Below are 22,629 nucleotides of genomic sequence, written 5' to 3'. Positions count from 1 at the left end.
GTGGCGCACGATAGCAGCGCTTGGGCCCGCCGTGCATTGCGTGCAATGCGGTGGACGTGTGCGCGATCAGCGCGACGGTGGCAGCAGCGGCACCGGCAAGGGCGGCTGCGCCGTCGCCAGCGTGGGCTGCGGCAACGGCACGCTGGCGCGCAGGCGCATGCCGCGCGGCAGCGCTTCCACTTCCAGCGCGCCGCCCAGGCCGTGCAGGCGTGTGCGCATGCCGTCCAGGCCATTGCCGGGCACGATCACCCCGCCACGCCCATCGTCGCTGATGTCCAGCACCGCCTGCTCGCCCTGCGCGCGCAGGCTCACGCGCATCCGCCTGGCCTGCGCATGCCGTTGCACATTGGTGGCCGCTTCGCGCACCACCAGTGCCAGTGCGGTTTCGTGTTCGGGCGGCAAGGCCAGCGTTTCCAGTGCGTGTTCCAGCACGATGCCGTCCATCTCCAGCAGTACCCGCGCCGACGCCAGCTCGGCCACCAGCCCGGCGGCGCGAATGCCGGTGACCGCACGCCGCACCTGCGCCAGGGCATCGCGCGAAATCTGCGCCACCGCATCGATCTCGCCGCGCGCGGCCTGCGGATCGCGCGCGATCAGGCGCGCGGCCAGATCGGACTTGAGTGCCACCAGCGACAAGGTGTGGCCGAGCAGATCGTGCAGGTCGCGGCCGATGCGTTCGCGCTCGGCGGTGGCGGCCAGCCGGCGCACTTCGTCCTGCGACAGGCGCAGCAACGCGTCCTTGCGTTCGTTGATGCTGTACACCGCACCGACACCGGCCATGCCCAGCACCGACACCGGCAGCCACACCAGCGATTGCAGGCGCATTCCCAGCCAGTGCGCCCAGCCCAGGTAGAGCACGTTCATCACCACCAGCATCGCGAAGTGCCGCCACAGGGCCTGCCGTGTGGACGGGGGCAGGCTCAGGCAGGCGAAGACGAAATAGCTGATTCCCGAGGGATACACCGGCAGCAACGCGGCACTGAGCACACCCATCGCCCAGGCATAGCGATATAGGGTGCCGCGCGGCGCCAGCAACATGCGCGCATACAGCAGCAGGAAGACCGGATACGACAGCAGGGTGCACAGCAGCCAGGTGCTGTCGTACCCCCGCGAGGAAAACACCGGCACCACGAACACCCAGCTCGACCACAGCAGATGCACGCCATCCATCCACGGCGACTGGCCCTGCGCCAGCCGCGCGGCAACCTGCGAATTGGCGGCGGGGCGAAGCCAGGCGGGTAACGACACGCGCATCGGGGTGGGTCCATGTGGGTGATCGGATTCTGCCACTGCCGGGCCCGACCGGGCGCCCGATGCTGCAGCCTCGCCCATCCTGAAGGGCGCGGCCAGTTGCCGCTGTCATGCACGGCAGGTGACAGCTGTCACTGGTGGATGCCGCCATCGCGGTCGCATGCTGCGCAGCACCTGGCAGCAGCGTTGGTCGCGCTACCGTTCGTCGCCGCGATCGCATTGGTGACTTCCGGCAGCTTGCGGCGCCGCCTGCGGCCGGTCACATTTCGCGCAGCATCCCGTCCTGGTCATCGATGAATACTTCCGCCGATCTGCTCAAGCAACTCCGCATCGACCGCCAGCGTCCTGCCGCCCCCCAACCTGCACGGCGCGGCGGCTGGGTCATCGCCGCCGTGATCGTCATCGTGCTGCTGGCGGCCGCGGCGTGGTGGTTCACCCGCCGCCCGGTGGCGAAGGTACAGACCGCAGCGGTGGTGGCGATCAGCGCCGGCAGCAGCAGTGCCTCGGTGCTGGACGCATCGGGCTACGTGGTGGCGCGGCGCATGGCCACGGTGTCGGCGCAGGTCACCGGCAAGGTGCGCGAGGTGATGATCGAAGAAGGCATGCGCGTCGAACAAGGCCAGGTGATGGCCACGCTGGACCCGCTGGATGCCGATGCGCAGCGCACGCTGTCGGCATCGCAGCTGTCGGCCGCACGCAGCCAGGTCGACAACATGCAGGCGCAACTGGCAGTGGCCAATGCCGATGCGGCGCGGCTGCAATCGCTGGTCGGTGCGCAACTGGTGTCGCGCTCGCAGTACGAGCAGGCCACCGCACAGCGCGATGCCTTGCGCGCACAGCTGCAGAATGCGCAACGCAATGTGCGCGTGGCATCGGACCAGCTGGCGATCTCGGCAATCCGCTCGGACTTCAACGTGGTGCGTGCGCCGTTTGCCGGCGTGGTCACCGCCAAGGCCGCGCAGCCCGGCGAAATCGTCTCGCCGCTGTCGGCCGGCGGCGGCTTCACCCGCACCGGCATCGGCACCATCGTGGACATGGAATCGCTGGAGATCGAAGTGGAAGTGGGCGAGTCCTACATCGGCCGCGTGCAGCCGAAGATGCCGGTGGAAGCGGTGCTCAACGCGTACCCGGAATGGAAGATTCCCGGCGAGGTGATCGCCATCATTCCCACTGCCGACCGCGGCAAGGCCACGGTGAAGGTGCGCGTGGCGCTCAAGCTCAAGGACCCGCGCATCGTGCCGGAGATGGGCGTGCGGGTGAGCTTTCTGGAACGGGCCAATACGCAGGAGGCCAGCAAGCCGCAAGGCGTGCGCGTGCCGGCTGCGGCACTGGTCGAACGCGACACGCGCACGGTCGCGTTCGTGGTCGGCGAGCGCAACACCGTCAGCATGAAGACGGTCACTCCCGGGATGGTGATGGGCGAGGACCGCCAGGTGGTGTCGGGTTTGAGTGCGGGCGACACTGTGGTGCTGGATCCGCCGCAAGGCCTGAAAGACGGCGACACGGTGGCCGAAGCCGACGCGGCCGCTGCCGAGTAACTGCGCCGGTCACTGCAGTCACCAGCTGGGCAGCGACGCCGCTCCGGGGAGCGCGGCGCCCACGGTGGCGGCAATGGCTGATGCGATCGTGGCACCTGGATGGCCCTGCGATCGCGCAAGGCGATGCAGCCACATAGCAACGATCACAGCGGCGTTGGTGATCCACAGCCAGCGGCGTCATCGGTCAGTGCAGACCTAGCCGCCTGGCTTGTCGCCGCCATGCGTCGTCGCGCATGTCCCAGCAGTTGCGTCTGTCGTCATCCAGCCTCGCACCGTCTTGCCGCCTCACCGTCACCGCATCGCCGTGTTGCCGCCTCATGCAATCGCGGTCGCCATGCCGCATCGCGCTTGCCTCTTTCCATTGCACCGCCAGGAGTCGCCATGACCGCTCTCGTCAGCTTGCGCAACATCACCAAGACCTACCAACGCGGCCCCGAGCAGGTGCAGGTGCTGCACGGCATCGACCTGGAAATCGCCAGTGGCGACTTCGTCGCGCTGATGGGTCCGTCCGGCTCGGGCAAGACCACCTTGCTCAATCTGATCGGCGGGCTGGACAACCCCAGCGGTGGCGAGATCGAGATCCAGGGCGAGCGCATCGACCGCATGAGCGGCGGCCAGCTCGCGACCTGGCGCAGTCACCACGTCGGCTTCGTGTTCCAGTTCTACAACCTGATGCCGATGCTCACCGCGCAAAAGAACGTGGAGCTGCCGTTGCTGCTCACCGCGCTCAACGCCGCGCAACGCAAGCGCAATGCGGAAATCGCCCTGACCCTGGTCGGCCTGCAGGAACGCCGCAACCACAAGCCCAGCGAACTGTCCGGCGGCCAGCAGCAGCGCGTGGCGATTGCACGCGCGATCGTGTCCGACCCCACGTTCCTGATCTGCGACGAACCCACCGGCGATCTGGACCGCCATAACGCCGAGGAGATCCTGCGCCTGCTGCAGGAACTCAACCGCGAACACGGCAAGACCATCGTGATGGTGACCCACGACCCCAAGGCCGCCGAGTACGCCACCCATACCATCCATCTGGACAAGGGCGAGCTGGCCGATGCGCCGCTCGTGCTCTAAGGGAGTGCTGCCATGAAGTATCTCTGGCTGGTGTGGGCGCAGTTGTTCCGCAGCAAGACCCGCACCTTGTTGACCTTGCTGTCGGTGGTGGCGGCGTTCCTGCTGTTCGGCATGCTCGATTCGGTGCGCGTGGCCTTCACCTCCGGCGGCAGCGTCAGCGGCGTGAACCGCCTGGTGGTGGCCTCGCGCCTGTCGATCACCCAATCGCTGCCGATCAGCCTGGAGCCGCAGATCCGCAGCGTGCCGGGCGTGCGCGATGTGACCTCGGCGATGTGGTTCGGCGGCATCTACCGCGACCCGAAGAATTTCTTCCCGAACTTTTCGGTAGCGCCCAATTTTTTCGACGTCTACAGCGAGTACGAGCTGCCCAAGGAGCAGCTCAAGGCGTTCCAGACCACGCGCACCGGCGCCATCGTCGGCGAGACCCTGGCCAAGGCCAATGGCTGGAAGATCGGCGACACCATTCCGCTGCAGGCCACCATCTTCCCGCGTGGCGGCAGCAACGACTGGCCGCTGCAACTGGTCGGCATCTTCCGCATGAAGGACCGCGCGGTGGCGGCCAATCAGGAACGCCAGTTGATGATGAACTGGAAATACTTCGACGAGTCCAACGACTACATCAAGAGCAGGGTCAGCTGGTACACGGTGACGTTGCGCAACGCCGACCAGGCCTCGCGTGTGGCGCAGGCGATCGACGCGTTGTCGGCCAACTCCGATCATGAAACCAAGTCGCAGACCGAATCGGCGTTCCAGCAGGCCTTCATCAAACAGTTCGCCGATATCGGCCTGATCGTCACCTCGATCATGGCCGCGGTGTTCTTCACCTTGCTGCTGCTGACCGGCAACACCATGGCGCAGGCGGTGCGCGAGCGCATACCGGAGCTGGCCACGCTCAAGACACTGGGCTTTCAGGACCGCACCGTGTTGAGTCTGGTGATGGTGGAGTCGGTGCTGTTGATCGGCCTGGGCGGGTTGATCGGCATGGGTCTGGCGTCGCTGGTGATTCCGCTGGTGGCCGCACGCAGCGGCGGGGTGATGCCGGTGCAGGGCGTGCCGCTGCAGACCTGGTTGGTCGGGCTGGGCCTGATGGCCGGCATCGGCATCGTGGTGGGTGTGCTGCCGGCGCGACGCGCGCAGCGCTTGAAGATCGTCGATGCCCTCGCCGGCCGCTGACAGGAGCAGGCAAATGCAAACCCAATGGAAGAACCGTCTGGTCAATCTGCTGTCGGTCGTGTCGCTGGCCGTCGGGTTGGCCGTGTGGATCGCGCTGCCGTGGATCGGCGTGCTGGTCGCCGCCGCCTTGCTGGCGGTGTGGCTGGTTGTCACGCGCAGCGGCCGGCTGTCGTTGGCCGCTGCACGTATCGGCATCGCCACGCTGCCGCAACGCTGGGGTGCCAGCTCGGTGATCGTGGTCGGCATCGCCGGTGTGGTCGGCGTGCTGGTGGCGATGCTGGCGATGGGCCAGGGGTTTCAGGCCACGCTCAACAGCACCGGCGACGACACCACCGCGATTGTTCTGCGCGGCGGCTCGCAGGCCGAAACCAACTCGGTGATCACCCGCGACCTGGTGCCGCTGATCGGCAGCCTGCCCGGCATCGCCGCCGATGCCAGGGGCCGCCCGCTGTTGTCGCCGGAGCTCTCGCAGGTGGTCAACATCGCCTCCAGATCCGATGGCACCGACGTCAACGCGCAACTGCGTGGCGTGGGCGAACAGGCCTGGGCGGTGCACGACAAGGTCAGGCTGGTGCAGGGCCGGCGCTTCACCCCTGGCCTGCGCGAGATCGTGGTCGGCAAGGGCGCGTTGACTCAGTTCCGCGGACTGCAGCTGGGCAAGACGCTCACTCTCGGCAGCCAACAATGGACCGTGGTCGGCGTGTTCGCCTCCGGCGATGCGCACGATTCGGAGCTGTGGACCGATGCGCAGACGCTGGCCACCACCTACAACCGCAGCGCCTACCAGTCGATCAGCGTGCGCACCGCCGGCAAGGCCGGTTTCAGCCAGTTCAAGACCGCCATGGGCGCCGATCCGCGGCTCAAACTGGATGTGGAAACCACCCGTGCCTACTACGGCAAACAGGGCGGTGGCTTGAACAGGTTGATCAGCATCCTGGGCACGGTGATCGGCGCGATCATGGCGGTGGGCGCGGTGTTCGGCGCGCTCAACACCATGTATGCGGCGGTGGCCACGCGCGCGCGCGAGATCGCCACGATGCGCGCGATCGGTTTCCGCGGCACGCCGGTGATCATGGCGCTGATGCTGGAGACCATGTTGCTGGCGCTGCTGGGCGGCTTGCTCGGTGGCCTGATCGCCTGGGCCATCTTCAATGGCTACAGCGTGTCCACGCTGGGCAGCAACTTCAGCCAGATCGTGTTCCAGTTCAAGGTCTCGCCGGAGCTGTTGTGGAGCGGGCTCAAATGGGCGCTGGGCATTGGCCTGGTCGGCGGGCTGTTCCCGGCCTTGCGCGCGGCGCGGTTGCCGATCACCACTGCCTTGCGTGAGGTGTAGCGCGGGCCTTGGCCCGCCGGGAATCGGGAATCGGGAATCGGGAGTGGGGATTGGTGACAGCCAACGCGGAGCAAGTGCGCTGCTGCGGCTGAACGCAGTGCGGGCTGTCATCGTTCTGTCACTGCAGTGCGGTAGATGCGCGGGTCGGGCAGGCCGTAGGCTGCCCGGCCGTTGCATCCATCGATCTTCGCCCATGACGCGCCTGATTCTGCTGGCCTGCGCCTGCCTGTGGCTGGCCGGCTGTTCCTCGTCCTCCACCTCGCTCAGCGAGCGCCTGGTTGCGCCCGGCGGTACCTCGCCATTGCTGGATGAGGAGCGCATTGCCGCCACCATCGCCACGGTGCCCAACCGCAGCGGGCATGTGGTCACGCGCGATCAGGTGCCGATCTTCTGGCGCGCGATCGACCCCGGCCAGTACGCCATGCACTACCGCTATCTCGGCCAGCGCCACGATCCGGCGCATGCGCTGGATGTCGATTTCAGTTTCAAGGTGCCCACCGCGGCCCCACCGACGCCGCGCGGCACCGTGGTGCTGCTGCATGGCTGGATGATGGATGGCGATTCGCTGCTGCCATGGTCGCTGGAGCTGGCGCAGGCCGGCTACCGGGTGATCACCATCGACCTGCGCAACCATGGCCATTCCGGCGGTGGCCCGTCCGGTTACGGCACGCGCGAATCCGACGACGTCATCGACGTGCTCGATGCACTGCAACCGCGTGGCGAGATCCGTGGCCCGCTGTACCTGTTCGGCATTTCCTACGGCGCCGCCACCGCGCTGTTCACCGCCGACAAGCTCGGGCCGCGCGTGACCGGCGTGGTGGCGATGGAATCCTTCGCCAACGCCGGGCGCGGCATTCGCGACATGGTCCCGCACCTGCTCGCCAGCCAACCGAATGGCTGGCGTGGGCAGGCGGTGGCCGCGTATGCGCGCTGGCGCTATGCCGACCAGGATATCGATGCGGTGATCGCCGCCGCCGACCGCCAGCTGCAGCTGGACCTGGACCACGTCGACGTCACGCAGGCCTTGGCCGACACGCGCAGCTGCGTGCTGCTGGTGCACGGCGATGCCGATCAGCACATCCCGGTCGCGCATGGGCGTGCGCTGGCGCTGGCCAGCCCGCGCGCGCACTACGTCGAGCTGCCTGGCGAAACCCATCTGAGCCTGCCGCTGCGGCTGGATCTGCTGGGTGGGCCGATCGACCAGTGGCTGGCGCAGACGCAACAGGATCCAGGCCACTGCCCCGCGCCGCAGGCACTGCCGACCTCCACGCTGGCGGTGGCGACACCGGCGTTGGCGCCGCGCGGCTGAGAGCGGTGGACGAAGGTCGCGAACGGTCGTCAGGCGGGAGCGGACCGCGCGTTCCGAAACGGTGGGTCTGAATGACATGCCGATGACTGCACCCGCACCGCGGTGAACGCAGTCGTCTGTTGCTCGCCCTGAATCCAGGCAGGAGCTGCGCAACGGCAGGCTGTCGAAGCGCGCACCGCGCTGCTGCCCACCGCGCAACGCAGCCGCTGCGCGATTGCCCGGATCGCGCATCGGCCGATGCTTAAGGCGTCACCACCACCGGCCGCCGCTGCCGCCACAGGCTATCGCCGACGAACAGCAGCAGCCCCACCCAGATCGCGGCAAATCCGATCGCGCGCCCCTGATCGAACGGCTCGTGGAAGAACCACACGCCCAGCAGCAACTGCAGGCTCGGCGCGATGTATTGCAGGATGCCCACCAGCGACAGCGGAATCCGCCGCACGCCATACGCAAACCCGATCAGCGGCACCGCGGTCAGCACGCCGCCGACGATCAGCAGCAGATCGGTACGCAGGTCCCAACCGCTCAGGAAGGCGCCGCCATGGCCCTGCTCGCCCCAGCCCGCCAGCAGCAGCGCCGGCACGAACAGGTACACGCTTTCCACGCCCAGCCCGGCCACCGGATCCACCGCCACCAGCTTGCGCAGCAGGCCGTAGGCACCGAACGAGAACGCCAGCCCCAGCGCGATCCACGGCGGCGCACCGGCATCCAGGGTCAGCCACAGCACGCCCACCGCCGCACACACCACCGCCACCCACTGGATGCGCTGCAGGCGTTCCTTCAGCACCAGCACGCCCAGCAACACGCTCAGCAGCGGATTGATGAAATACCCCAGGCTGGCCTCGATCACGTGCCCGGCGTTGATCGCCCAGATATACAGGCCCCAGTTGAACGCAATCGCCACGCTGCTGCCGGCCAGCATCCATAGCGCGCGCGGCTGCGCGGCGATGGCGCGCCACCAGCGCAGGCCCGAGCTGGCCAGCAACCACGCCACCACCAACAGCGCGCTCCAGACGATGCGGTGCGCGATGATCTGCAGCGACGGCACCGCCTTGAGCAGGTGCCAGTACAGCGGCACCAGGCCCCAGATCACGAAGGTCGATGCGGTGATCAACAGCCCGCGACGCGCCTCGGTCGGCGAGACCGCCGTCATCGCCGCGCCTTGGCCAGGGTCACCACCAGCACGCCGGACAGGATCACCGCCATCGCGCCGATGTCGTGCGCGCTGAAACGCTCATGCCCCAGCCAGGCACCCAACGCCACCGCAATCACCGGGTTGACGTAGGCGTAGCTGCCGGCCAACGCCGGGCGCACGTGATGCAGCAGCCACACGTAGGCGGTAAACGCCACGATCGAGCCGAACACGCACAGATAGGCCACGGCCAGCAGCCCCTGCGAGGTCGGCAGGCTCTGTGGGCGCTCGCCGATCAGCAGGCCGGTGCTGACCAGCAACACGCCGCCGCACAACATCTGCCCGGCGGCAGTCATGAACGGCGACGGCAGGTCGCGTCCGCGCGACCACACCGAGCCGAAGGCCCAGCCGATCGGCGCGATCAGCAACAACACCAGCCCGCCCGGCGTGGCGGTCAGGCTGCTGCCGGCGTTGAGCCAGACCACGCCCAGAAAGCCGATCACGATACCCAGCCATTCGCCACGGCTGGCGTGCTGCCCGCGCAAGGCGCCGAACAAGGCCATCCACAGCGGCACCGATGCCACCGAGGTGGCGGCCAGGCCGGACGACACGCTGCGCTCGGCCAGCACCACCATGCCGTTGCCCAGCAGCAACAGGGCCGCGCCCATCATCGCCACGTTCTTCCATTGCGCGCGCGTCGGCGCAGCTACCCCGCGCCAGCGCAGCACCGCATACAGCACCGTGCCGGCCACGATGAAGCGCGCCCCGGACACCATGGTCAGCGGCAGCGCGCCGCCTTCCAACGCAAAGCGGATCGCCAGATAGGTCGAGCCCCAGACCACATAGACCAGCAACAACGCGACAACGACCAGGCCGCTGCGCGCAGGCGCCACAGCATCGTGTGAAGAGGACATCGAAGATTGCCAAATACAGCGGAAGCTTCAATTCTAGATCACCTGCCCACGCCAACGTCGTACGCCTCTCGGGCGCCTGCCGCGGTATGGTGCGCATTGATCCCCGGCCCGGAGTGCATATGCAGCGTCGCGTCCCCTGGTTGATGTTGGCCGCCCTGACCGTGCTATCGGCCAGTGCATTGGCACGCGTGCCCGAACCCTGGGAGCCCAGCGGGCGCAAGCTCCTCGAGGCCGGGCTGGACGGTTCGTTGGCGCCGGAGATCGCGCCCGAACAAACCGAGCTCAAGGTCATGCTCTCGGCGAACCGCGCCGGCGCTTACCTGCTCGGCGTCGCCAGCAGCAGTTACCGCACGCAATGGTGCATGCCGGCCGGCAAGAGCGGCCCGCCGGACATGCAGGCGATCATCAGCGATATCGGCGCGCTACCCGATGCACGCCTGGACGAGGCCGCACCTGCGTTGATCGTGCAGGCGTTGGCCAAGCGCTACCCGTGCCGCAAATAGGCGGCGCGGTCGCCGCAGGCCGGCTCGACCAACCGCCACGCAATGGCCGGATGCACTGACGTTCGCCTCGCCGATCGCCCGACGCCCGGGCTCGAAAGCACCAGGCGTTTGCACACCACCGGCCCTACTTGCGCGCGGCGTCGCTGCTGGCGCGGATCGCCTTGAACTCCGAACCGTCCTGCCAGCTCGGCCACTGCCGGCCGTTGGCCAGCGCCACACCGACGTCGTAGACCAGGGTGGTGTCGGCCGCGTGGCCGCTGGCATCCCATTGCGGGGTCCAGCGATCGCAGGGCTGGTGATAGCACTCGGCAAAATACTTGTCGCGCAGCGCCTTGCCGGCCGCCACGCCGCCGTCGAGCATGTCCAGCCCGGGACCGGCGGTGATCGCCGGCACGCCCATGCGCGCAAAGGCGAAATGGTCGGCGCGGTAGAAGAAGCCCGCTTCCAGATTCGGGTCCGGCGAATAGCTGCGGCCGCGTGCCTTGGCCGCGGTTTCCAGATCGCCTTCCAGCGACACCCGTCCGCGTCCCCACGAGGCGATATCGCGGGTGGGGCCATCGGGGCTGAACATCTCCATGTTGAGTACCGCCACGGTCTTGTCCAGCGGCGCCAGCGGATGCGCGGCGTAATAGTTGGCGCCGAGCAGGCCCTTCTCTTCCGCCGTCAACGCGATGAAATACAGCGTGCGCTGCGGCTTGGGGCCGGCCGCGAACACGCGCGCCAGTTCCAGCACGCTGGCCACGCCGGTGGCGTTGTCCACCGCGCCACGCCGCACCGTGTCGCCGCCGGCATCGGCCTTGCCCACGCCGAAGGCATCCCAGTGCGCGGAGAAGATCACCGTCTCGTCCGGATGCTGGCTGCCGGTGAGCTTGGCCACCACGTTGTGCGTGACCACGCGCTCGCGCTTGAGCTTGAAGTCCACCGACAGCGTCGCATCGCCCAATGCCACCGGGGCGAAGTCGCGCTGCTGCGCGCGCTGCTTGGCCTGCGCAAAATCCAGCCCGGCGCGCTGGAACAGCGACACCGCCAACGCCTGCTGCATCCAGCCACGCACCGGCACATGCTGCGCCTTCGCATCGGCATCGCTGCGTTCGATATCGAACAACGGCGATAGGCCCGAACTCTGCACCGTCGCCCAGCCGTATGCGGCCGGCGCGGTCTCGTGCACGATCAACACGCCGGCGGCACCACGACGCGCGGCCTCTTCGTACTTGTAGGTCCAGCGGCCGTAGTAAGTCACCGCCTTGCCATCGAAGGCGCCAGGCTGGCTGGATTCGAAGTCGGCATCGTTGATCAGCACCACCGCGATCTTGCCGCGCAGGTCCACGCCCTTGTAGTCGTCCCACTGCCGCTCCGGCGCACTGATGCCGTAGCCCACGAACACCAGCGGTGCATGCTTCAAGCGCACCGCGTCCTGTGGACGCAGGCTCTGCAGGGTCACATCGGTGCCATTGACCAGCGTCTGGCTCTTGCCGCCGACACGCAGGCTGGCGCGCACCGGGCCATCGACCTGGGCGCGCACCAACGGCACCGCCTGGGTCCAACCGCCCTGCTCGCCACCCGGCTGCAGGCCGCCAGCCTTGAACTGCTCGACCAGGTAATCGACCGTGCGCTGCTCGCCGGCACTGGCCGGCGCACGGCCCTCGAACTCGTCCGATGCCAGCAGACGCACATGCCGCGACAACGCTTCGGCATCGATGCCGCCACCGGGCAGATCGTTGGCGGCCTGCGCCACGCCCCCCACGAACAGGCAGGCGGACAACAACAGGATGCGCATCGGGTTCACGGCATGGCCTTGCAACTGATAGATGACACACAGTTTACAAGCGCACGGCCGCCACGGGAGCGCTTTGACCAGCGTTGGCAGGCGCGATGTCTTCCTCTCTAGCAGGCCCCTTGGGCTGCATGGATGCTGTCAGGGAGCTCGATGGCGGATTTACCGCGTGTCCTGCAAGCGGCAAAGACACCGCGCGCGCTTCTCCGTGAAAGGAGGGCGGGAGACTGAAGCCTCCGCTCACAGAGCTCTTGGTTCACGCCTCTGATCGCGCCTAAACATGACTACGGTTCGAAGTCTCGATTGCTTTGGCGTTGTGCTTCGAGAGCCTGGACAGTGCGGATAGATCAGCTGCAGAGCTGATGATTTGCAGCTTGGCTGCAAGGCCCTTGCCCGCCCACCATCGCGGGACACGCCGCAAGTACGTCCATGTAGGCTCTTACGCGGCATCCATGCCGCGTAAGGTCCCGCGACGGTGAGCGGACAAGGACCCGTCGGGATGGTCGGTGTGCATGGTTAAAAGCGGTGCATGACCTGCGCCGGTCGGATCACTTGTGCGTTCGATTAGCGCCTCACCATCTTCCCATCGCGAGCCGAGCGGCAGGCAGGCTTCAACACGCAACTTAAAACGTCTCAGCTACTACCGCTAGCCGAGCAACAAGCTTTCAAAAGCAGCCGACCAACTCTCTGGTGCGGTGTCCTCGCCGATTGCGGGGACCGTGTGGCGGCGTGGATGCCGCCACCGCGCCTCCACGCACGGATTCAAGGCGTGTCCCGCAAGCGGTGAGGACACCGCGCGCTCGACTGACGCGGCTTTTGACTGTCGCCGAACGATGCGACGACTCGCTGCAGCGTTCGAGTGGGTGGATGTTACCCACTCCAGCGGCGCTAATTGGTGCGCGTCGCGCGATCCAGCCAGCACGCCAGGCCCTGCGCGTTGAGTTCGATATCGGTGCCCAGTAGCTGCGCCACGCGTGCATCATCCAGCCGGCAGCCGTGCAGGCGGGCGCGCTGCAGATACAGGTCGGTCAGCGCCGCCACCATGCAGCGATGGCGGTCCGCACGCTGCGCGCAGTCCAGCGCGATGGCGGTCATCGCATGGATCTGCTCGACCAGCGCCTGCGCCAGCGGTGCCGGCGATTCGACCCGGCCGTAGTGGGTGAGATACATCGCCTGCGGCGCGGCCTCCATCAGCCGCGCGATCGAGTGCAGCATCGCCTCCGGTTCGAATTGCACCGGCGAGGAGGTCGGCAGGATGAAGGCGCCTTGCGCGCTATCGAGCTGGCGATACGACAGGCCGAAGGTGTCGCCAGTGAACCAGCTGCGGCTGCGCGCATCCCACACGCACAGATGATGGCGTGCGTGGCCCGGCGTCTCGATGGTGCGCAGCGCGCGCTCGCCCAGCATCACGGTTTGTCCGTCGACCGCTTCCACCACGCGCTCGGCTGGCACCGGCACGATCGCGCCGTAACTGCGCGCCATTTCCGCCGCGCCGTACACCGCCGTGGCACCGGCGATCAGTCGGGCGGGGTCGATCATGTGCGGCGCGCCGCGCGGATGCACCAGCACCCGCGCATTGGGCAGATGCTGCAGCAAGGCTCCCGCCCCGCCGGCGTGATCCAGATGCACGTGGGTCAGGATCAGCCAGTCCACCTGCGCCGGCGTCAGCCCGGCCGACTGCAATGCGGCCAGCATTTGCGGCACCGACAGCGAAGTGCCGCAATCGACGAAGGCGCCGCGTTGCGCCTCGACGATCAGGTACGCCGCATCGAACTGCACACCGCCAAAGCCGGTGTCGATGGTGTGGATGCTGGAATCGGCGGTCGCTGTCATTGCTCCCCCACGGCTATGCGAGAGGCCACAGTCTAGCCACCGGCTCCACAGGTGTCGTTACGCCTCGCGCAACACGCGCAGCGCCGCCAGGATCACCTCCGCCTCCACCTGCGCATGCACGCCCGGCAATTGCAGGTCGCTGCCCTGCCCGGCCTGCTTCAGCCGCGCAATCAGCTGGCCCGCATCGCGTGGCGAGGCGAAGCCATCGCTCTGCAGCAGCAACGCACCGGCGCCGTCGGTCAACTTGAAATAGAACTGCCCGTCGCTCTCGCGGTATTGCTTGAACACCGGTGGCGCGCTCTTCTCGCCCACCGGGGTCGCAGCCGCATCGCCCTGGCTGGACAGATCGCGCAGACCCACCGCAGCACGCAGCTCGGCCAAAAACGGCGTGGCGTAGCGCGCGCGCAGACGTGCGCCACCAGCGCGCAGAATCGCCTCGATCTTGGCCGGCTCGGCCATCAGCGCCTCATAGCGCGTGCGCAGCGGTGCGATCTCCTGGTCGATACGCTCGAACAGCTGTTGCTTGGCATCGCCCCAGCCGATGCCATCGGCAAAGGCCTGCGCAAAGGCCGCCGTTTCCTGCGGCGTGGCAAAGGCCTGGTACAGCTGGAACAATGCCGACCCCTGCGTGTCCTTGGCTTCGCCGGGCGCGCGCGAATCGGTGAGGATGGAGAACACCAGCTTGCGCAGTTCCTCGCGCGGGGCGAACAGCGGAATCGTGTTGCCGTAACTCTTGCTCATCTTGCGGCCGTCCAGACCCGGCAAGGTCGAGACCTGTTCGTCGATCACCACCTCGGGCAGGGTGAAAAAGTCGCGGCCGTACACGTGGTTGAAGCGCTGGGCGAAATCGCGCGCCATCTCGATATGCTGGATCTGGTCGCGCCCCACCGGCACCTTGTGCGCGTTGAAGATCAGGATGTCTGCAGCCATCAGCACCGGGTACATGAACAGGCCGGCGGTCACGCCCGCATCGTCGTCTTCGCCGTCGGCGCGATTCTTGTCCACCGCCGCCTTGTAGGCATGCGCACGGTTGAGGATGCCCTTGCCGGCCACGCAGGTCAGCAGCCACAGCAACTCGGTGGTCTCCGGCACATCGGACTGGCGATAGAACCACACCGTTTCCGGGTCCAGGCCGCAGGCCAACCAGCTGGCGGCGATCTCCAATGTGGAGCGCTGCGTCCGCGCCGGGTCCTGCGCCTTGATCAGGCTGTGCAGGTCGGCCAGGAAGTAGAAGCTTTCCGTATCGGCAGCCGTACTGGCCTGGATGGCCGGGCGGATCGCGCCGACGTAATTGCCCAGATGCGGGGTGCCGGAAGTGGTGATGCCGGTAAGGACGCGAGTGGTCATCTGCGTAAGGCCAGGGAGTCAGCACGCAAGTTTAGCGGTTCCGTGCCCCTGACATGAACGAGACGGTGCCTTGTACCTGCCGCTACCGGCAGCGGCGGCAAACGCAAGACGCGCCGCATCGAGCGGCCCGTCCTGTGCAGTTGCGCTCACCACGGAAGGTGGGCGCGGTTGCGCGGCACCGTCAGGTGTCGTCGCGCAACGATTTTTCGAAGGCGCGCACCTCGGTCTGGGCACGGTCGCGATCCCAGCCGTAGCGCTCCTGCAACTTACCCTGCAAATATTCGGCGTTGCCCTCGGCAACCTTGAAATCGTCGTCGGTGAGGTCGCCCCACTTGGCCTGCGCCTTGCCCTTGAGCTGGGTCCACTTGCCGGAAATGATGTCAGTGTTCATTGCGTCGACTCCGCTGATGCGGCCGCGATTGACCGTCTACGCAGGTTGCCCATGGCGCCGTTCGCCGCAGATCAAAAGCCGTCAAATCCGCACTCACCGCACTGAACGGTTGCCGACGCTTGCGGCGCAGTTCTATGTATGGCCGCGCCGTCGCATGCCCAGATGCGTCGCCGCGCTGCCCTGCCTGCGCAAGGCATCAGGCAAAAAAAACGGGCCTTGCGGCCCGTTTTTTCTGCATGCAGCGCTAGATTACTTGCGCGCAGCGTCTTCCACCTTCTCGCCAGCGCCCTGCACGTCCTTGCCGGCACCTGCGACGGTGTTGCAACCCGACAGCATACCGACCGACAACACCGACAGCACCAGCAGCACAATTGCACGCTTCATAACAGACTCCTTCGTGGGTAAAGCGGCGGCTTGCCGCAGATCAATCAAATCAAACAACTAGGGTTCAAAACGCAAGGATCAGCACTTACCGTCGCTGCAGTTGTCGGCCTTCTTTTCGACCTTCTCGCCTGCACCCTGCATGTCCTTGCCGGCGCCGGCCATGGTGTTGCAGCCAGTCATCACGCCGGCCGAAAACAGGCCCAGTACCATCAGTGTCAGCAGTCGCTTCATCGGTCTTCCTCAGTTCTGCGTTCGGTGCAGACGCACCGTGTCTGGCGACAAATCTGACTGCGCGGCCGTGGATTTGATGTGAACGCGGCGTGCTGCGTTCAGCGATCGATCAATCTCGCATCAGTGTTGACTTGCCGAACAGGCTCTCGACCAGATCCACCGCCAGCTCGGCGGTGGCGTTGCGGTTGTCCAGGACCGGATTGAGCTCGACGATGTCCAGCGACCCCATGCGCCCGGTGTCGGCGATCATCTCCATCACCAGCTGCGCCTCGCGGTAGTTGGGCCCACCCGGCACGGTGGTGCCCACGCCCGGTGCGATGCTCGGGTCCAGGAAATCCACGTCGAAGCTCACATGCAGATGGGTGTCATCACTCATGCCCTGCAGGGCGGTTTCCATGGTGCGCTTCATGCCGGCCTCGTCGATGTAGCGCATGTCGTAGACATCGATGCGGTGCTGCTTGATCAGGCGCTTCTCCTCCGGGTCCACCGAGCGGATGCCGATCTGCCGCACCTGCTCGGGCAGCAACGCCGGTGCGCTGCCGCCCAGATGCGTCAACGCCTGCGGGCCCAGCCCGCACAGGCAGGCCACCGGCATGCCGTGCACATTGCCCGACGGCGTCACCTCGCTGGTATTGAAGTCCGAGTGCGCATCCAGCCACAGCACCCGCAGCGGGCGTTGCTGCTCGCGGCAGTACTTGGCCACCGCGGTGATCGAACCGATGCCCAGGCAGTGGTCGCCACCGAGCATGACCGGCATGCGGCCGGCGCGCAGCTGCGCATAGCTGGCCTCCATCAGCGCCTGGTTCCAGGCCACCACCTCGTCCAGATGCCGGTAGCCGGCCTGCGGGGCCTGCCAGGGATTGCGCGGGCCATCCAGGTTGCCCAGGTCGTGCACCTCCACGCCGCGGCCGATCAAAGCCTCCTGCAGCCCGGCGATGCGCAACGCCTCCGGCCCCATCCGCGCACCACGGTGGCCGGCACCGATGTCGGTGGGAACGCCAATCAGGGAAACCGGCAGGTACTGCGTCGCCATGCATTGCTCCAGCATCGAGAAAGCGCTGCAGTCTAGTCGCCGGCTCGTGCGCTGACGCGCGGCAGCGCAGCACGACGTCCGGCCTGCGTCACCGATCACGCAATCGCATTTGCCACTGCAGCAATCGAAAGTGCGGCCGATAGTGCGTAGCGGGCAATGGTCGGACCGGTACGGATGGCAGGCGCAACACCGCGGTACAGGCGCGTTGCAGTCAGGCCGGAGCACTGGCAGTGCATCGGCCGCGCCCGCTTGGCGGCGGCGACCGCGGTCTGATGGCTGCTTGAAGTGACGTGGTTGGGCAGTTTGTGGCGTATCTGCGCTTTGCGGACTGTGCTTGTCTGACCGCACAGTTAAGAGATTGAGGGTGCTATGACGATGACGGAAGGTGCCGATGCTACTGTTCGCCCGCCAGCGCGGGACCCGGTGTCATCGACAAGGTCTTTCATCGCGCAGCGGGTTTCGTACAGGGGAGGATTTCATGCCGCATAACGCCGTCAACCAGGTCGTCAAGGCTGCCGTGGGCGAGGTCGCGCGGGCGTCGCACCAATACGATCTGCAGCGCATCGGGCGCGAGTTCGCGCAGACCATCGAGCGCGAGCCGGGCATCCGTCTGCTGATGCTGTCCACTGCCGACGGGCGCGCCATCGCCGAACAATCCAGCCTGGATGTGGACGGTCGCCGGCTGGCAGCGATGGCCAATTCGTTCCTGACCCTGGGCGAGACCCTGGCACGCGAATCCAGTCTGAGCGAAGCCGACTACGCCACCATCAGTACGCGCGGCGGGCAGCTGGTGCTGATCCGCATTCGCGCCGACAAACCGCTGACGCTCACCGCGGTGGGCAGCAGCGATCTCAATGCCGCAGCGCTGCTGTTCAACGCACGCGACTGCGCCGGCCGACTGGCGACAGCGCTGGCGCAGCCGGCCGACTGAGCGTTTGGCACTGTTCGTGCTTGTGCCAGTGCACTGAATTTCTCACCGCTCGTAAGGACGACCCGTGTCAAAACTCAATCTGGAACACCTGCATTCGATCGCCGGCTTCGTCGGCGCTGCCCTGGTCGATAGCGACAGCGGCATGGCGCTGGGCATGACCGGCGGCACCGATCTCAACCTGGAACTTGCCGCAGCCGGCAACACCGAGGTGGTGCGTGCCAAGCGCCGTATCGCCGAGCAGCTCGGCCTCAACGACACCATCGAAGACATCCTGATCACCCTGGCGCGTCAATACCACCTGCTGCGCCCGCTGGAGAGCAACGGCACCTTGTTCCTGTACGTCGTGCTGGATCGCGCCAAGGCCAATCTGGCCATGGCCCGTCATGAGCTCAAGGCGTTCGAGAAGACCCTGGACTTCGGTTGATGCCAACCAGGCGGCGCGCACGCGTCGCCTGCCCGGCCTGCCGGTCCGTACCGGCAGCCACCGTACTTGCTACGCGCCGACGCGGCGCCCTGTCATGACCTCACCCATTCACACCATGCGGGTCGCCACGGCCGGCCTGGACCTGCTGCACACCACGCGCCTGAAACTGGCGTGCTCGTTGCTGCTGGCCGAGCGCATCGACGTGCAATTGGGACAATGGCCGCAACACGCCGCCGAGGTGGTGGTGCTGGGGCTGGAAAGCCCCGATGGCCTGGCCGCCTGGCAGGCCTTGCAGGGGCAACCGGTGCGCGTGCTGGTGGTGTCGCGGACACCGGTCGGCGGCGCATGGCTCAAGCACGGCGCCACCGTGCGCGAACTCAACGAGCAGATGCGCCTGTTGCTGTCGTCCTCCGATCATGCGCAGGTCGCCGAGCCGGCCTTGCTGGTCCGCCATTGCCGCGGCGAATTCGGCACCGCTGCGGTGCTGCTGCGCAACGGGCATTTGCAGGTGCGCGTGGACCCGGCCGACAGCTGCGTGCAGCTTCCCGCCGGCATCGCCTTGACCGAGCTGCTGGCGGCCCTGGATCGCCCCGGCTGGCAGGTTGCGCCGGACACCGCCGACAGCGTACTGAGCCAACGTATTTCCTTCGAGGCGCTGTACTTCGCCCTGCCCGAGCACCTGCGCCCCGCGCTGCCGGCGGTCGAACCCAGCCATGCGCTGCGGTTGCGGCAATGGCCGGAGCTGAGTGCCGAGACCAGTTCGCCGGCGCAGCTGCTTGCCATTGCCCACCTGCATGCGCGCCCGTGGCGCCCGCAGGCGCTGGCCAATGCTTGCAAGCTGCCGCTGCAAACGGTGGAATGCCTGTTCGCCGCTGCACTCGCCAGCGGCCTTGCCCAGACTGCGGAGATTCCCGTGCCTGCAACGCAGCCCCGTCCGGACAGCAGCAACTCCCGGTTTTTCTCCTGGGTCGCACGTCGCTTTGGCCTCTCTCTCTTTCAGGCGCAGTCATGAGTCTTCCGGCCAACAAACTGGTGTTCGTTGGCGGCATGGGCGCCGGCAAGACCACCGCCGTGCGCGCCATCTCCGACGTGGAGCCGGTCAGCACCGAGATGCCGCTCAGCCAGGATGCCTACGGCGACAAGACCTACACCACGGTCGCACTGGACTACAGCTCGATCGAACTGGAAGACGGCGAGTTGCTGCACGTCTACGGCGTGCCCGGGCAGAAGTACCTGGATTTCATGTGGCCGCTGGTGTGCGACGGCGCGTTGGGCGTGATCGTGCTGGTCAGCGCGCGCGATCCGCAGATGCGCGATGCCACCGTGGCCTTGCTGCGCGAGTTTTCGCAGATCGCACCTGCGGCAAGCCTGGCGGTGGGCATCACCATGACCGACGAAATGCAGGACTTTTTGCTGCCGCCGTTTCGCGATGCGCTGGTGGCCGAAGGCTTCCGCATCCCGGTCATGCGCGTGGACGCACGCTCGGCCACCCAGATCACGTTCCTGGTGAAGTCGCTGCTGTCCTATCGTTACACCTCGGCGACCAGCTGAGCGGGCGCGTACGTGGCATTGCCGACGTGGTCGGCGCGCGAGAAAAACAAGGAATCCGGTCACGACGGTGCCTGAGAGGGCGTCACGCGGGGGATGCCGCCTCTAGGGTGACGGCGACGCGTCCATCTTCCTTGTTGCCAGGCACGCGACGCGGACGTCATACATTCGGGTGCTTTGCCTGACTTGTTCAGTATGCCGCGCAGCCAGAAATCAGGGCATCGGGACGTTCCCGACATCGCGCAGGACATACCGGTCATACGGCATATGCAATAACGCCAGCAGCCGGCAGCGCCTGCAATCGGCGGTCGTGATGCGGTTGTTGTGCGCGCCCGGCGCTGCGTTGCACAGACCGTCGTCAAGCCATCTCGCACAGGCATCGACGCGCGGCAGCGGCGGTGCCATCGGTAACGCGCAGCGCAGACCCGATGCGCCGGGATCGGCCGCTGCAGGGCGACGTCCGCGCCAATGCCAGGTGCTGATCCAGCACCACGATCGGATAAAGTAGCGCGATGACAATCGAACTGAAGCCCGGCGGTCTACTGATCGCGATCGAAGGCATCGACGGCGCCGGCAAGACCACCCTCGCCCGCAGCCTGGCCACCACGCTGGAAGCGGCCGGCGCGCGCGTGGTGCTCAGCAAGGAACCGACCAATGGCCCCTGGGGCACCCAGCTGCGCCAGTCCGCCGCCACCGGCCGCCTCAGCGCCGACGAAGAAGCCGAGCTGCTGATCCGCGACCGCCACGAACACGTGGACACCCTGATCGTGCCGGCGCTGGCACGCGGCGACATCGTGATCCTGGACCGCTATTTCCCCTCGATGGTCGCCTACCAAGGCGCCGCCGGCCTGCCGCTGGACGACCTGCTGGACCGCAACGCCTTTGCGCCGCGCCCGGACGTGCTGCTGCTGCTCGACCTGCCCCCGCCTACCGGCCTGGCGCGTATCCGCGCCCGCGGCGATGCACCCAATCACTTCGAAACCCAGGACAACCTGGAACGCTGCCGCAGCATCTTTGCCCAGCTGCAGTTGCCGGGGAAGCACGTCGTGGACGCCAGCGCCGATGCGGACAGCGTGCTCCGCCAGGCCCACGCCATCGTCGTTGCCGCACTGGCCGAACGCCTGCGCGTCGACGCCACCGATGCCGACCAGGCCACGCTGGAACTGCTGTCGGCCGGTCGCCCGGCCTGAGTCGCTGCGCGTCTTGCGCGCAGGCAACAGCAACTGGCGCGTTGTGATTGGCGGGCCGCGGGCAGATAGCTGTTTCGGCCGATCACACCGGACAAGGCGCGGCCCGGAGACGCTGACCCAACAGCGCAGTCAGCCCCGAGCTACATGGACATTTCGGGATAGGACGAGAGAACCTTCGTGGTGCCGGCACCCGGATTCGAACTGGGGACCTACCGCTTACAAGGCGGTTGCTCTACCAACTGAGCTATGCCGGCAAAGGCAGGCGCGTTGCGCGCCGGTGCGCATTCTAGCGCAGCGCGGCGCAATCTAGCGACCGCTGACGCGTTGCACCTGCGGTGCCTTGCAATGTGCCGATCGCAGCCGTGCTGCGCACATCGATCCACCAGCGCGATTGCCCGGTGCCGCTGGGCAGCAACTGCGCCGGAAACCCTGCACCGACCAGGCTGGCCTGCCGTCGCTCTGCACGCTCGCGACTCTGGTACTGCCCCAGCGCGATGGTGTTGTTCTCGCCCTGGGCAATCACGTAATAGTCGCCCATGCCGGCGGCGGCGATGCGCTTGACCAAGGCTTGCGCCGCTGCACGATCGCCGACATTGGGCAGCATCACCCGGAACGTACTGACCCCGGCGTCCTTGTCCTCGCGCACGCGGGTGCGCGTGGCCTGGCCACGCAGGCGTGCCAGCGCGGCATCGGCATCGGCGCGCGCCGCATACGGCCCCAGGCTGGCGCAACGCTCCGGCGCAGCGGCGGGAGTAGGTACCGCTGGCGATGGTTTGATCGCCACTGCCGCAACCTCGTTCGGTGTTGGAGCGACCTTGGTTGGTGGTGGAACCTGTGCCGACGTCTGCGACGGTGCGGCCACCTTCGCGGCGGCCGCATCTATCGAAGAAGACGCTGCCGCTGCTGCCGTCTGTGTCTGTGTCTGTGTCGATGCAGGTGCAGGTGCAGGTGCAGGTGCATCCGATGGTGCGGTGACCGCAGCTGCCGGGCCCATGCCTGCCTCGCTCGCCTCGCCTGGCGATGCTGCCGCAGTGCTCGGCAGCACTTCCAGGCGCGCCACACCGGCCGGCTGCGGCGGTGCCGCCACCGCTGCCGGTGCCGGCTGCAACGCCCACCACAAGGCCACACCGGCATTGAGGACGATCAGGACGACGATGAGTGCGCGTACATACATGCGATGGATTCTAAGCGCGGGCAGTCACAACCGGCGAGCGCTGGTCGGCTTGCTGCCCATGCCAGGTAGTGGGGGCGCAGTGTACGAGCGCTGCCGACCGATTCCGTCTCCCGGCCGCGCCCGCCGCGTGGCCGCACGATCGCAT

General features: G+C 67.0%; 22 protein-coding genes and 1 tRNA gene. 11 read left to right on the top strand and 12 right to left on the bottom strand.

The window, feature by feature from the left end; translation table 11 throughout:
• Positions 1–66: 66 nt before the first annotated feature.
• A complete protein-coding gene (locus DYQ94_RS19495; RefSeq protein ID WP_065033469.1) occupies positions 67–1,254 on the bottom strand; it encodes a sensor histidine kinase in 1,188 nt (395 codons plus the stop codon).
• A gap of 290 nt (positions 1,255–1,544) precedes the next feature.
• Between DYQ94_RS19495 and DYQ94_RS19490 the strand changes: the two genes are divergently transcribed.
• The 5 genes from DYQ94_RS19490 (at position 1,545) to DYQ94_RS19470 (ending at position 7,675) form a co-directional block, all read left to right on the top strand.
• Entirely contained in the window at positions 1,545–2,789 is a 1,245-nt protein-coding gene (locus DYQ94_RS19490) for an efflux RND transporter periplasmic adaptor subunit (RefSeq protein WP_160954448.1), read from the top strand.
• Between the two features lie 381 nt (positions 2,790–3,170).
• On the top strand, positions 3,171–3,860 hold the full coding sequence (locus DYQ94_RS19485; RefSeq protein WP_024939051.1) for an ABC transporter ATP-binding protein: 690 nt from the start codon (positions 3,171–3,173) through the stop codon (positions 3,858–3,860).
• A gap of 12 nt (positions 3,861–3,872) precedes the next feature.
• On the top strand, positions 3,873–5,033 hold the full coding sequence (locus tag DYQ94_RS19480) for an ABC transporter permease (protein ID WP_046344898.1): 1,161 nt from the start codon (positions 3,873–3,875) through the stop codon (positions 5,031–5,033).
• Positions 5,034–5,046: 13 nt separating this feature from the next.
• Positions 5,047–6,366: an ABC transporter permease gene (locus DYQ94_RS19475; RefSeq protein ID WP_160954447.1), complete on the top strand. Its 1,320-nt coding sequence runs from the start codon at positions 5,047–5,049 to the stop codon at positions 6,364–6,366.
• Positions 6,367–6,559: 193 nt separating this feature from the next.
• Positions 6,560–7,675: an alpha/beta fold hydrolase gene (locus DYQ94_RS19470; protein ID WP_126966454.1), complete on the top strand. Its 1,116-nt coding sequence runs from the start codon at positions 6,560–6,562 to the stop codon at positions 7,673–7,675.
• 241 nt (positions 7,676–7,916) lie between these two features.
• Here DYQ94_RS19470 and rarD read toward each other — a convergent pair whose 3' ends face one another.
• Together rarD and yedA are read right to left on the bottom strand one after the other, a co-directional pair.
• Positions 7,917–8,828, bottom strand: coding sequence for an EamA family transporter RarD (gene rarD, locus DYQ94_RS19465; RefSeq protein ID WP_126966453.1), 912 nt, complete (start codon positions 8,826–8,828; stop codon positions 7,917–7,919).
• The gene (gene yedA / locus DYQ94_RS19460) at positions 8,825–9,721 is read right to left on the bottom strand and encodes a drug/metabolite exporter YedA (protein WP_024939056.1); all 897 of its coding nucleotides are present in this window, start codon (positions 9,719–9,721) and stop codon (positions 8,825–8,827) included. Before yedA ends, rarD begins: the two co-directional genes overlap by 4 nt.
• 86 nt (positions 9,722–9,807) lie before the next feature.
• Here yedA and DYQ94_RS19455 point away from each other — a divergent pair, with 86 nt between their 5' ends.
• Entirely contained in the window at positions 9,808–10,224 is a 417-nt protein-coding gene (locus tag DYQ94_RS19455) for a Rap1a/Tai family immunity protein (RefSeq protein WP_046344903.1), read from the top strand.
• A gap of 124 nt (positions 10,225–10,348) precedes the next feature.
• Here the strand turns inward: DYQ94_RS19455 and DYQ94_RS19450 are convergent, their stop codons facing one another.
• From DYQ94_RS19450 to rocF, 7 genes are all read right to left on the bottom strand, one after another.
• Positions 10,349–12,001 (bottom strand): M28 family metallopeptidase, encoded by a 1,653-nt coding sequence (locus tag DYQ94_RS19450; protein ID WP_065048491.1) that lies wholly within the window; start codon positions 11,999–12,001, stop codon positions 10,349–10,351.
• A gap of 885 nt (positions 12,002–12,886) precedes the next feature.
• A complete protein-coding gene (locus DYQ94_RS19445) occupies positions 12,887–13,831 on the bottom strand; it encodes an MBL fold metallo-hydrolase (RefSeq protein WP_126966452.1) in 945 nt (314 codons plus the stop codon).
• Positions 13,832–13,888: 57 nt separating this feature from the next.
• Positions 13,889–15,178, bottom strand: coding sequence for a tryptophan--tRNA ligase (locus tag DYQ94_RS19440; protein WP_126966451.1), 1,290 nt, complete (start codon positions 15,176–15,178; stop codon positions 13,889–13,891).
• Between the two features lie 181 nt (positions 15,179–15,359).
• On the bottom strand, positions 15,360–15,569 hold the full coding sequence (locus tag DYQ94_RS19435; protein WP_016904514.1) for a CsbD family protein: 210 nt from the start codon (positions 15,567–15,569) through the stop codon (positions 15,360–15,362).
• Between the two features lie 249 nt (positions 15,570–15,818).
• Positions 15,819–15,953: an entericidin A/B family lipoprotein gene (locus DYQ94_RS19430; protein ID WP_016904515.1), complete on the bottom strand. Its 135-nt coding sequence runs from the start codon at positions 15,951–15,953 to the stop codon at positions 15,819–15,821.
• A gap of 78 nt (positions 15,954–16,031) precedes the next feature.
• Positions 16,032–16,184 (bottom strand): entericidin A/B family lipoprotein, encoded by a 153-nt coding sequence (locus tag DYQ94_RS19425; RefSeq protein ID WP_006451340.1) that lies wholly within the window; start codon positions 16,182–16,184, stop codon positions 16,032–16,034.
• A gap of 109 nt (positions 16,185–16,293) precedes the next feature.
• A complete protein-coding gene (gene rocF, locus DYQ94_RS19420; RefSeq protein ID WP_046346094.1) occupies positions 16,294–17,217 on the bottom strand; it encodes an arginase in 924 nt (307 codons plus the stop codon).
• 478 nt (positions 17,218–17,695) lie between these two features.
• Here rocF and DYQ94_RS19415 point away from each other — a divergent pair, with 478 nt between their 5' ends.
• From DYQ94_RS19415 to tmk, 5 genes are all read left to right on the top strand, one after another.
• Complete coding sequence (locus tag DYQ94_RS19415; RefSeq protein ID WP_054591235.1) at positions 17,696–18,148, top strand: roadblock/LC7 domain-containing protein; 453 nt, start codon at positions 17,696–17,698, stop codon at positions 18,146–18,148.
• A 64-nt stretch (positions 18,149–18,212) separates the two neighbouring features.
• Positions 18,213–18,572, top strand: coding sequence for a roadblock/LC7 domain-containing protein (locus DYQ94_RS19410; protein ID WP_016904518.1), 360 nt, complete (start codon positions 18,213–18,215; stop codon positions 18,570–18,572).
• 94 nt (positions 18,573–18,666) lie between these two features.
• Positions 18,667–19,584, top strand: a complete 918-nt coding sequence (locus DYQ94_RS19405; RefSeq protein WP_104575692.1) for a hypothetical protein — start codon at positions 18,667–18,669, stop codon at positions 19,582–19,584.
• Positions 19,581–20,123 carry a GTP-binding protein gene (locus tag DYQ94_RS19400; protein ID WP_016904520.1) on the top strand — a complete coding sequence of 181 codons (543 nt, stop codon included), beginning with the start codon at positions 19,581–19,583 and terminating at the stop codon, positions 20,121–20,123. The genes DYQ94_RS19405 and DYQ94_RS19400 overlap by 4 nt, the downstream gene beginning before the upstream one ends.
• Positions 20,124–20,632: 509 nt before the next feature.
• On the top strand, positions 20,633–21,310 hold the full coding sequence (tmk, locus tag DYQ94_RS19395; RefSeq protein ID WP_126966450.1) for a dTMP kinase: 678 nt from the start codon (positions 20,633–20,635) through the stop codon (positions 21,308–21,310).
• Between the two features lie 178 nt (positions 21,311–21,488).
• On the opposite strand, the gene DYQ94_RS19390 is transcribed toward tmk, so the two are convergent.
• Positions 21,489–21,564 (bottom strand) — tRNA-Thr (locus tag DYQ94_RS19390).
• Between the two features lie 32 nt (positions 21,565–21,596).
• The gene (locus tag DYQ94_RS19385; RefSeq protein WP_126966449.1) at positions 21,597–22,484 is read right to left on the bottom strand and encodes an SPOR domain-containing protein; all 888 of its coding nucleotides are present in this window, start codon (positions 22,482–22,484) and stop codon (positions 21,597–21,599) included.
• Positions 22,485–22,629 lie beyond the last annotated feature (145 nt).

This window comes from Xanthomonas sp. LMG 8993, assembly GCF_009835065.2.
Taxonomy (GTDB): Bacteria; Pseudomonadota; Gammaproteobacteria; order Xanthomonadales; family Xanthomonadaceae; genus Xanthomonas; species Xanthomonas arboricola.
The sequence above is the reverse complement of the archived record's forward strand: the minus strand, read 5'-3'. Positions and strand labels throughout refer to the sequence as shown.

What these genes read in the sequence shown, in the direction of transcription:
- DYQ94_RS19495 (WP_065033469.1), bottom strand. Translation starts at nt 1,254, where the DNA reads ATGCGCGTGTCGTTACCCGCCTGGCTTCGCCCCGCCGCCAATTCGCAG.
- DYQ94_RS19490 (WP_160954448.1), top strand. Translation starts at nt 1,545, where the DNA reads ATGAATACTTCCGCCGATCTGCTCAAGCAACTCCGCATCGACCGCCAG.
- DYQ94_RS19485 (WP_024939051.1), top strand. Translation starts at nt 3,171, where the DNA reads ATGACCGCTCTCGTCAGCTTGCGCAACATCACCAAGACCTACCAACGC.
- DYQ94_RS19480 (WP_046344898.1), top strand. Translation starts at nt 3,873, where the DNA reads ATGAAGTATCTCTGGCTGGTGTGGGCGCAGTTGTTCCGCAGCAAGACC.
- DYQ94_RS19475 (WP_160954447.1), top strand. Translation starts at nt 5,047, where the DNA reads ATGCAAACCCAATGGAAGAACCGTCTGGTCAATCTGCTGTCGGTCGTG.
- DYQ94_RS19470 (WP_126966454.1), top strand. Translation starts at nt 6,560, where the DNA reads ATGACGCGCCTGATTCTGCTGGCCTGCGCCTGCCTGTGGCTGGCCGGC.
- rarD (WP_126966453.1), bottom strand. Translation starts at nt 8,828, where the DNA reads ATGACGGCGGTCTCGCCGACCGAGGCGCGTCGCGGGCTGTTGATCACC.
- yedA (WP_024939056.1), bottom strand. Translation starts at nt 9,721, where the DNA reads ATGTCCTCTTCACACGATGCTGTGGCGCCTGCGCGCAGCGGCCTGGTC.
- DYQ94_RS19455 (WP_046344903.1), top strand. Translation starts at nt 9,808, where the DNA reads ATGGTGCGCATTGATCCCCGGCCCGGAGTGCATATGCAGCGTCGCGTC.
- DYQ94_RS19450 (WP_065048491.1), bottom strand. Translation starts at nt 12,001, where the DNA reads ATGCGCATCCTGTTGTTGTCCGCCTGCCTGTTCGTGGGGGGCGTGGCG.
- DYQ94_RS19445 (WP_126966452.1), bottom strand. Translation starts at nt 13,831, where the DNA reads ATGACAGCGACCGCCGATTCCAGCATCCACACCATCGACACCGGCTTT.
- DYQ94_RS19440 (WP_126966451.1), bottom strand. Translation starts at nt 15,178, where the DNA reads ATGACCACTCGCGTCCTTACCGGCATCACCACTTCCGGCACCCCGCAT.
- DYQ94_RS19435 (WP_016904514.1), bottom strand. Translation starts at nt 15,569, where the DNA reads ATGAACACTGACATCATTTCCGGCAAGTGGACCCAGCTCAAGGGCAAG.
- DYQ94_RS19430 (WP_016904515.1), bottom strand. Translation starts at nt 15,953, where the DNA reads ATGAAGCGTGCAATTGTGCTGCTGGTGCTGTCGGTGTTGTCGGTCGGT.
- DYQ94_RS19425 (WP_006451340.1), bottom strand. Translation starts at nt 16,184, where the DNA reads ATGAAGCGACTGCTGACACTGATGGTACTGGGCCTGTTTTCGGCCGGC.
- rocF (WP_046346094.1), bottom strand. Translation starts at nt 17,217, where the DNA reads ATGGCGACGCAGTACCTGCCGGTTTCCCTGATTGGCGTTCCCACCGAC.
- DYQ94_RS19415 (WP_054591235.1), top strand. Translation starts at nt 17,696, where the DNA reads ATGCCGCATAACGCCGTCAACCAGGTCGTCAAGGCTGCCGTGGGCGAG.
- DYQ94_RS19405 (WP_104575692.1), top strand. Translation starts at nt 18,667, where the DNA reads ATGACCTCACCCATTCACACCATGCGGGTCGCCACGGCCGGCCTGGAC.
- DYQ94_RS19400 (WP_016904520.1), top strand. Translation starts at nt 19,581, where the DNA reads ATGAGTCTTCCGGCCAACAAACTGGTGTTCGTTGGCGGCATGGGCGCC.
- tmk (WP_126966450.1), top strand. Translation starts at nt 20,633, where the DNA reads ATGACAATCGAACTGAAGCCCGGCGGTCTACTGATCGCGATCGAAGGC.
- DYQ94_RS19385 (WP_126966449.1), bottom strand. Translation starts at nt 22,484, where the DNA reads ATGTATGTACGCGCACTCATCGTCGTCCTGATCGTCCTCAATGCCGGT.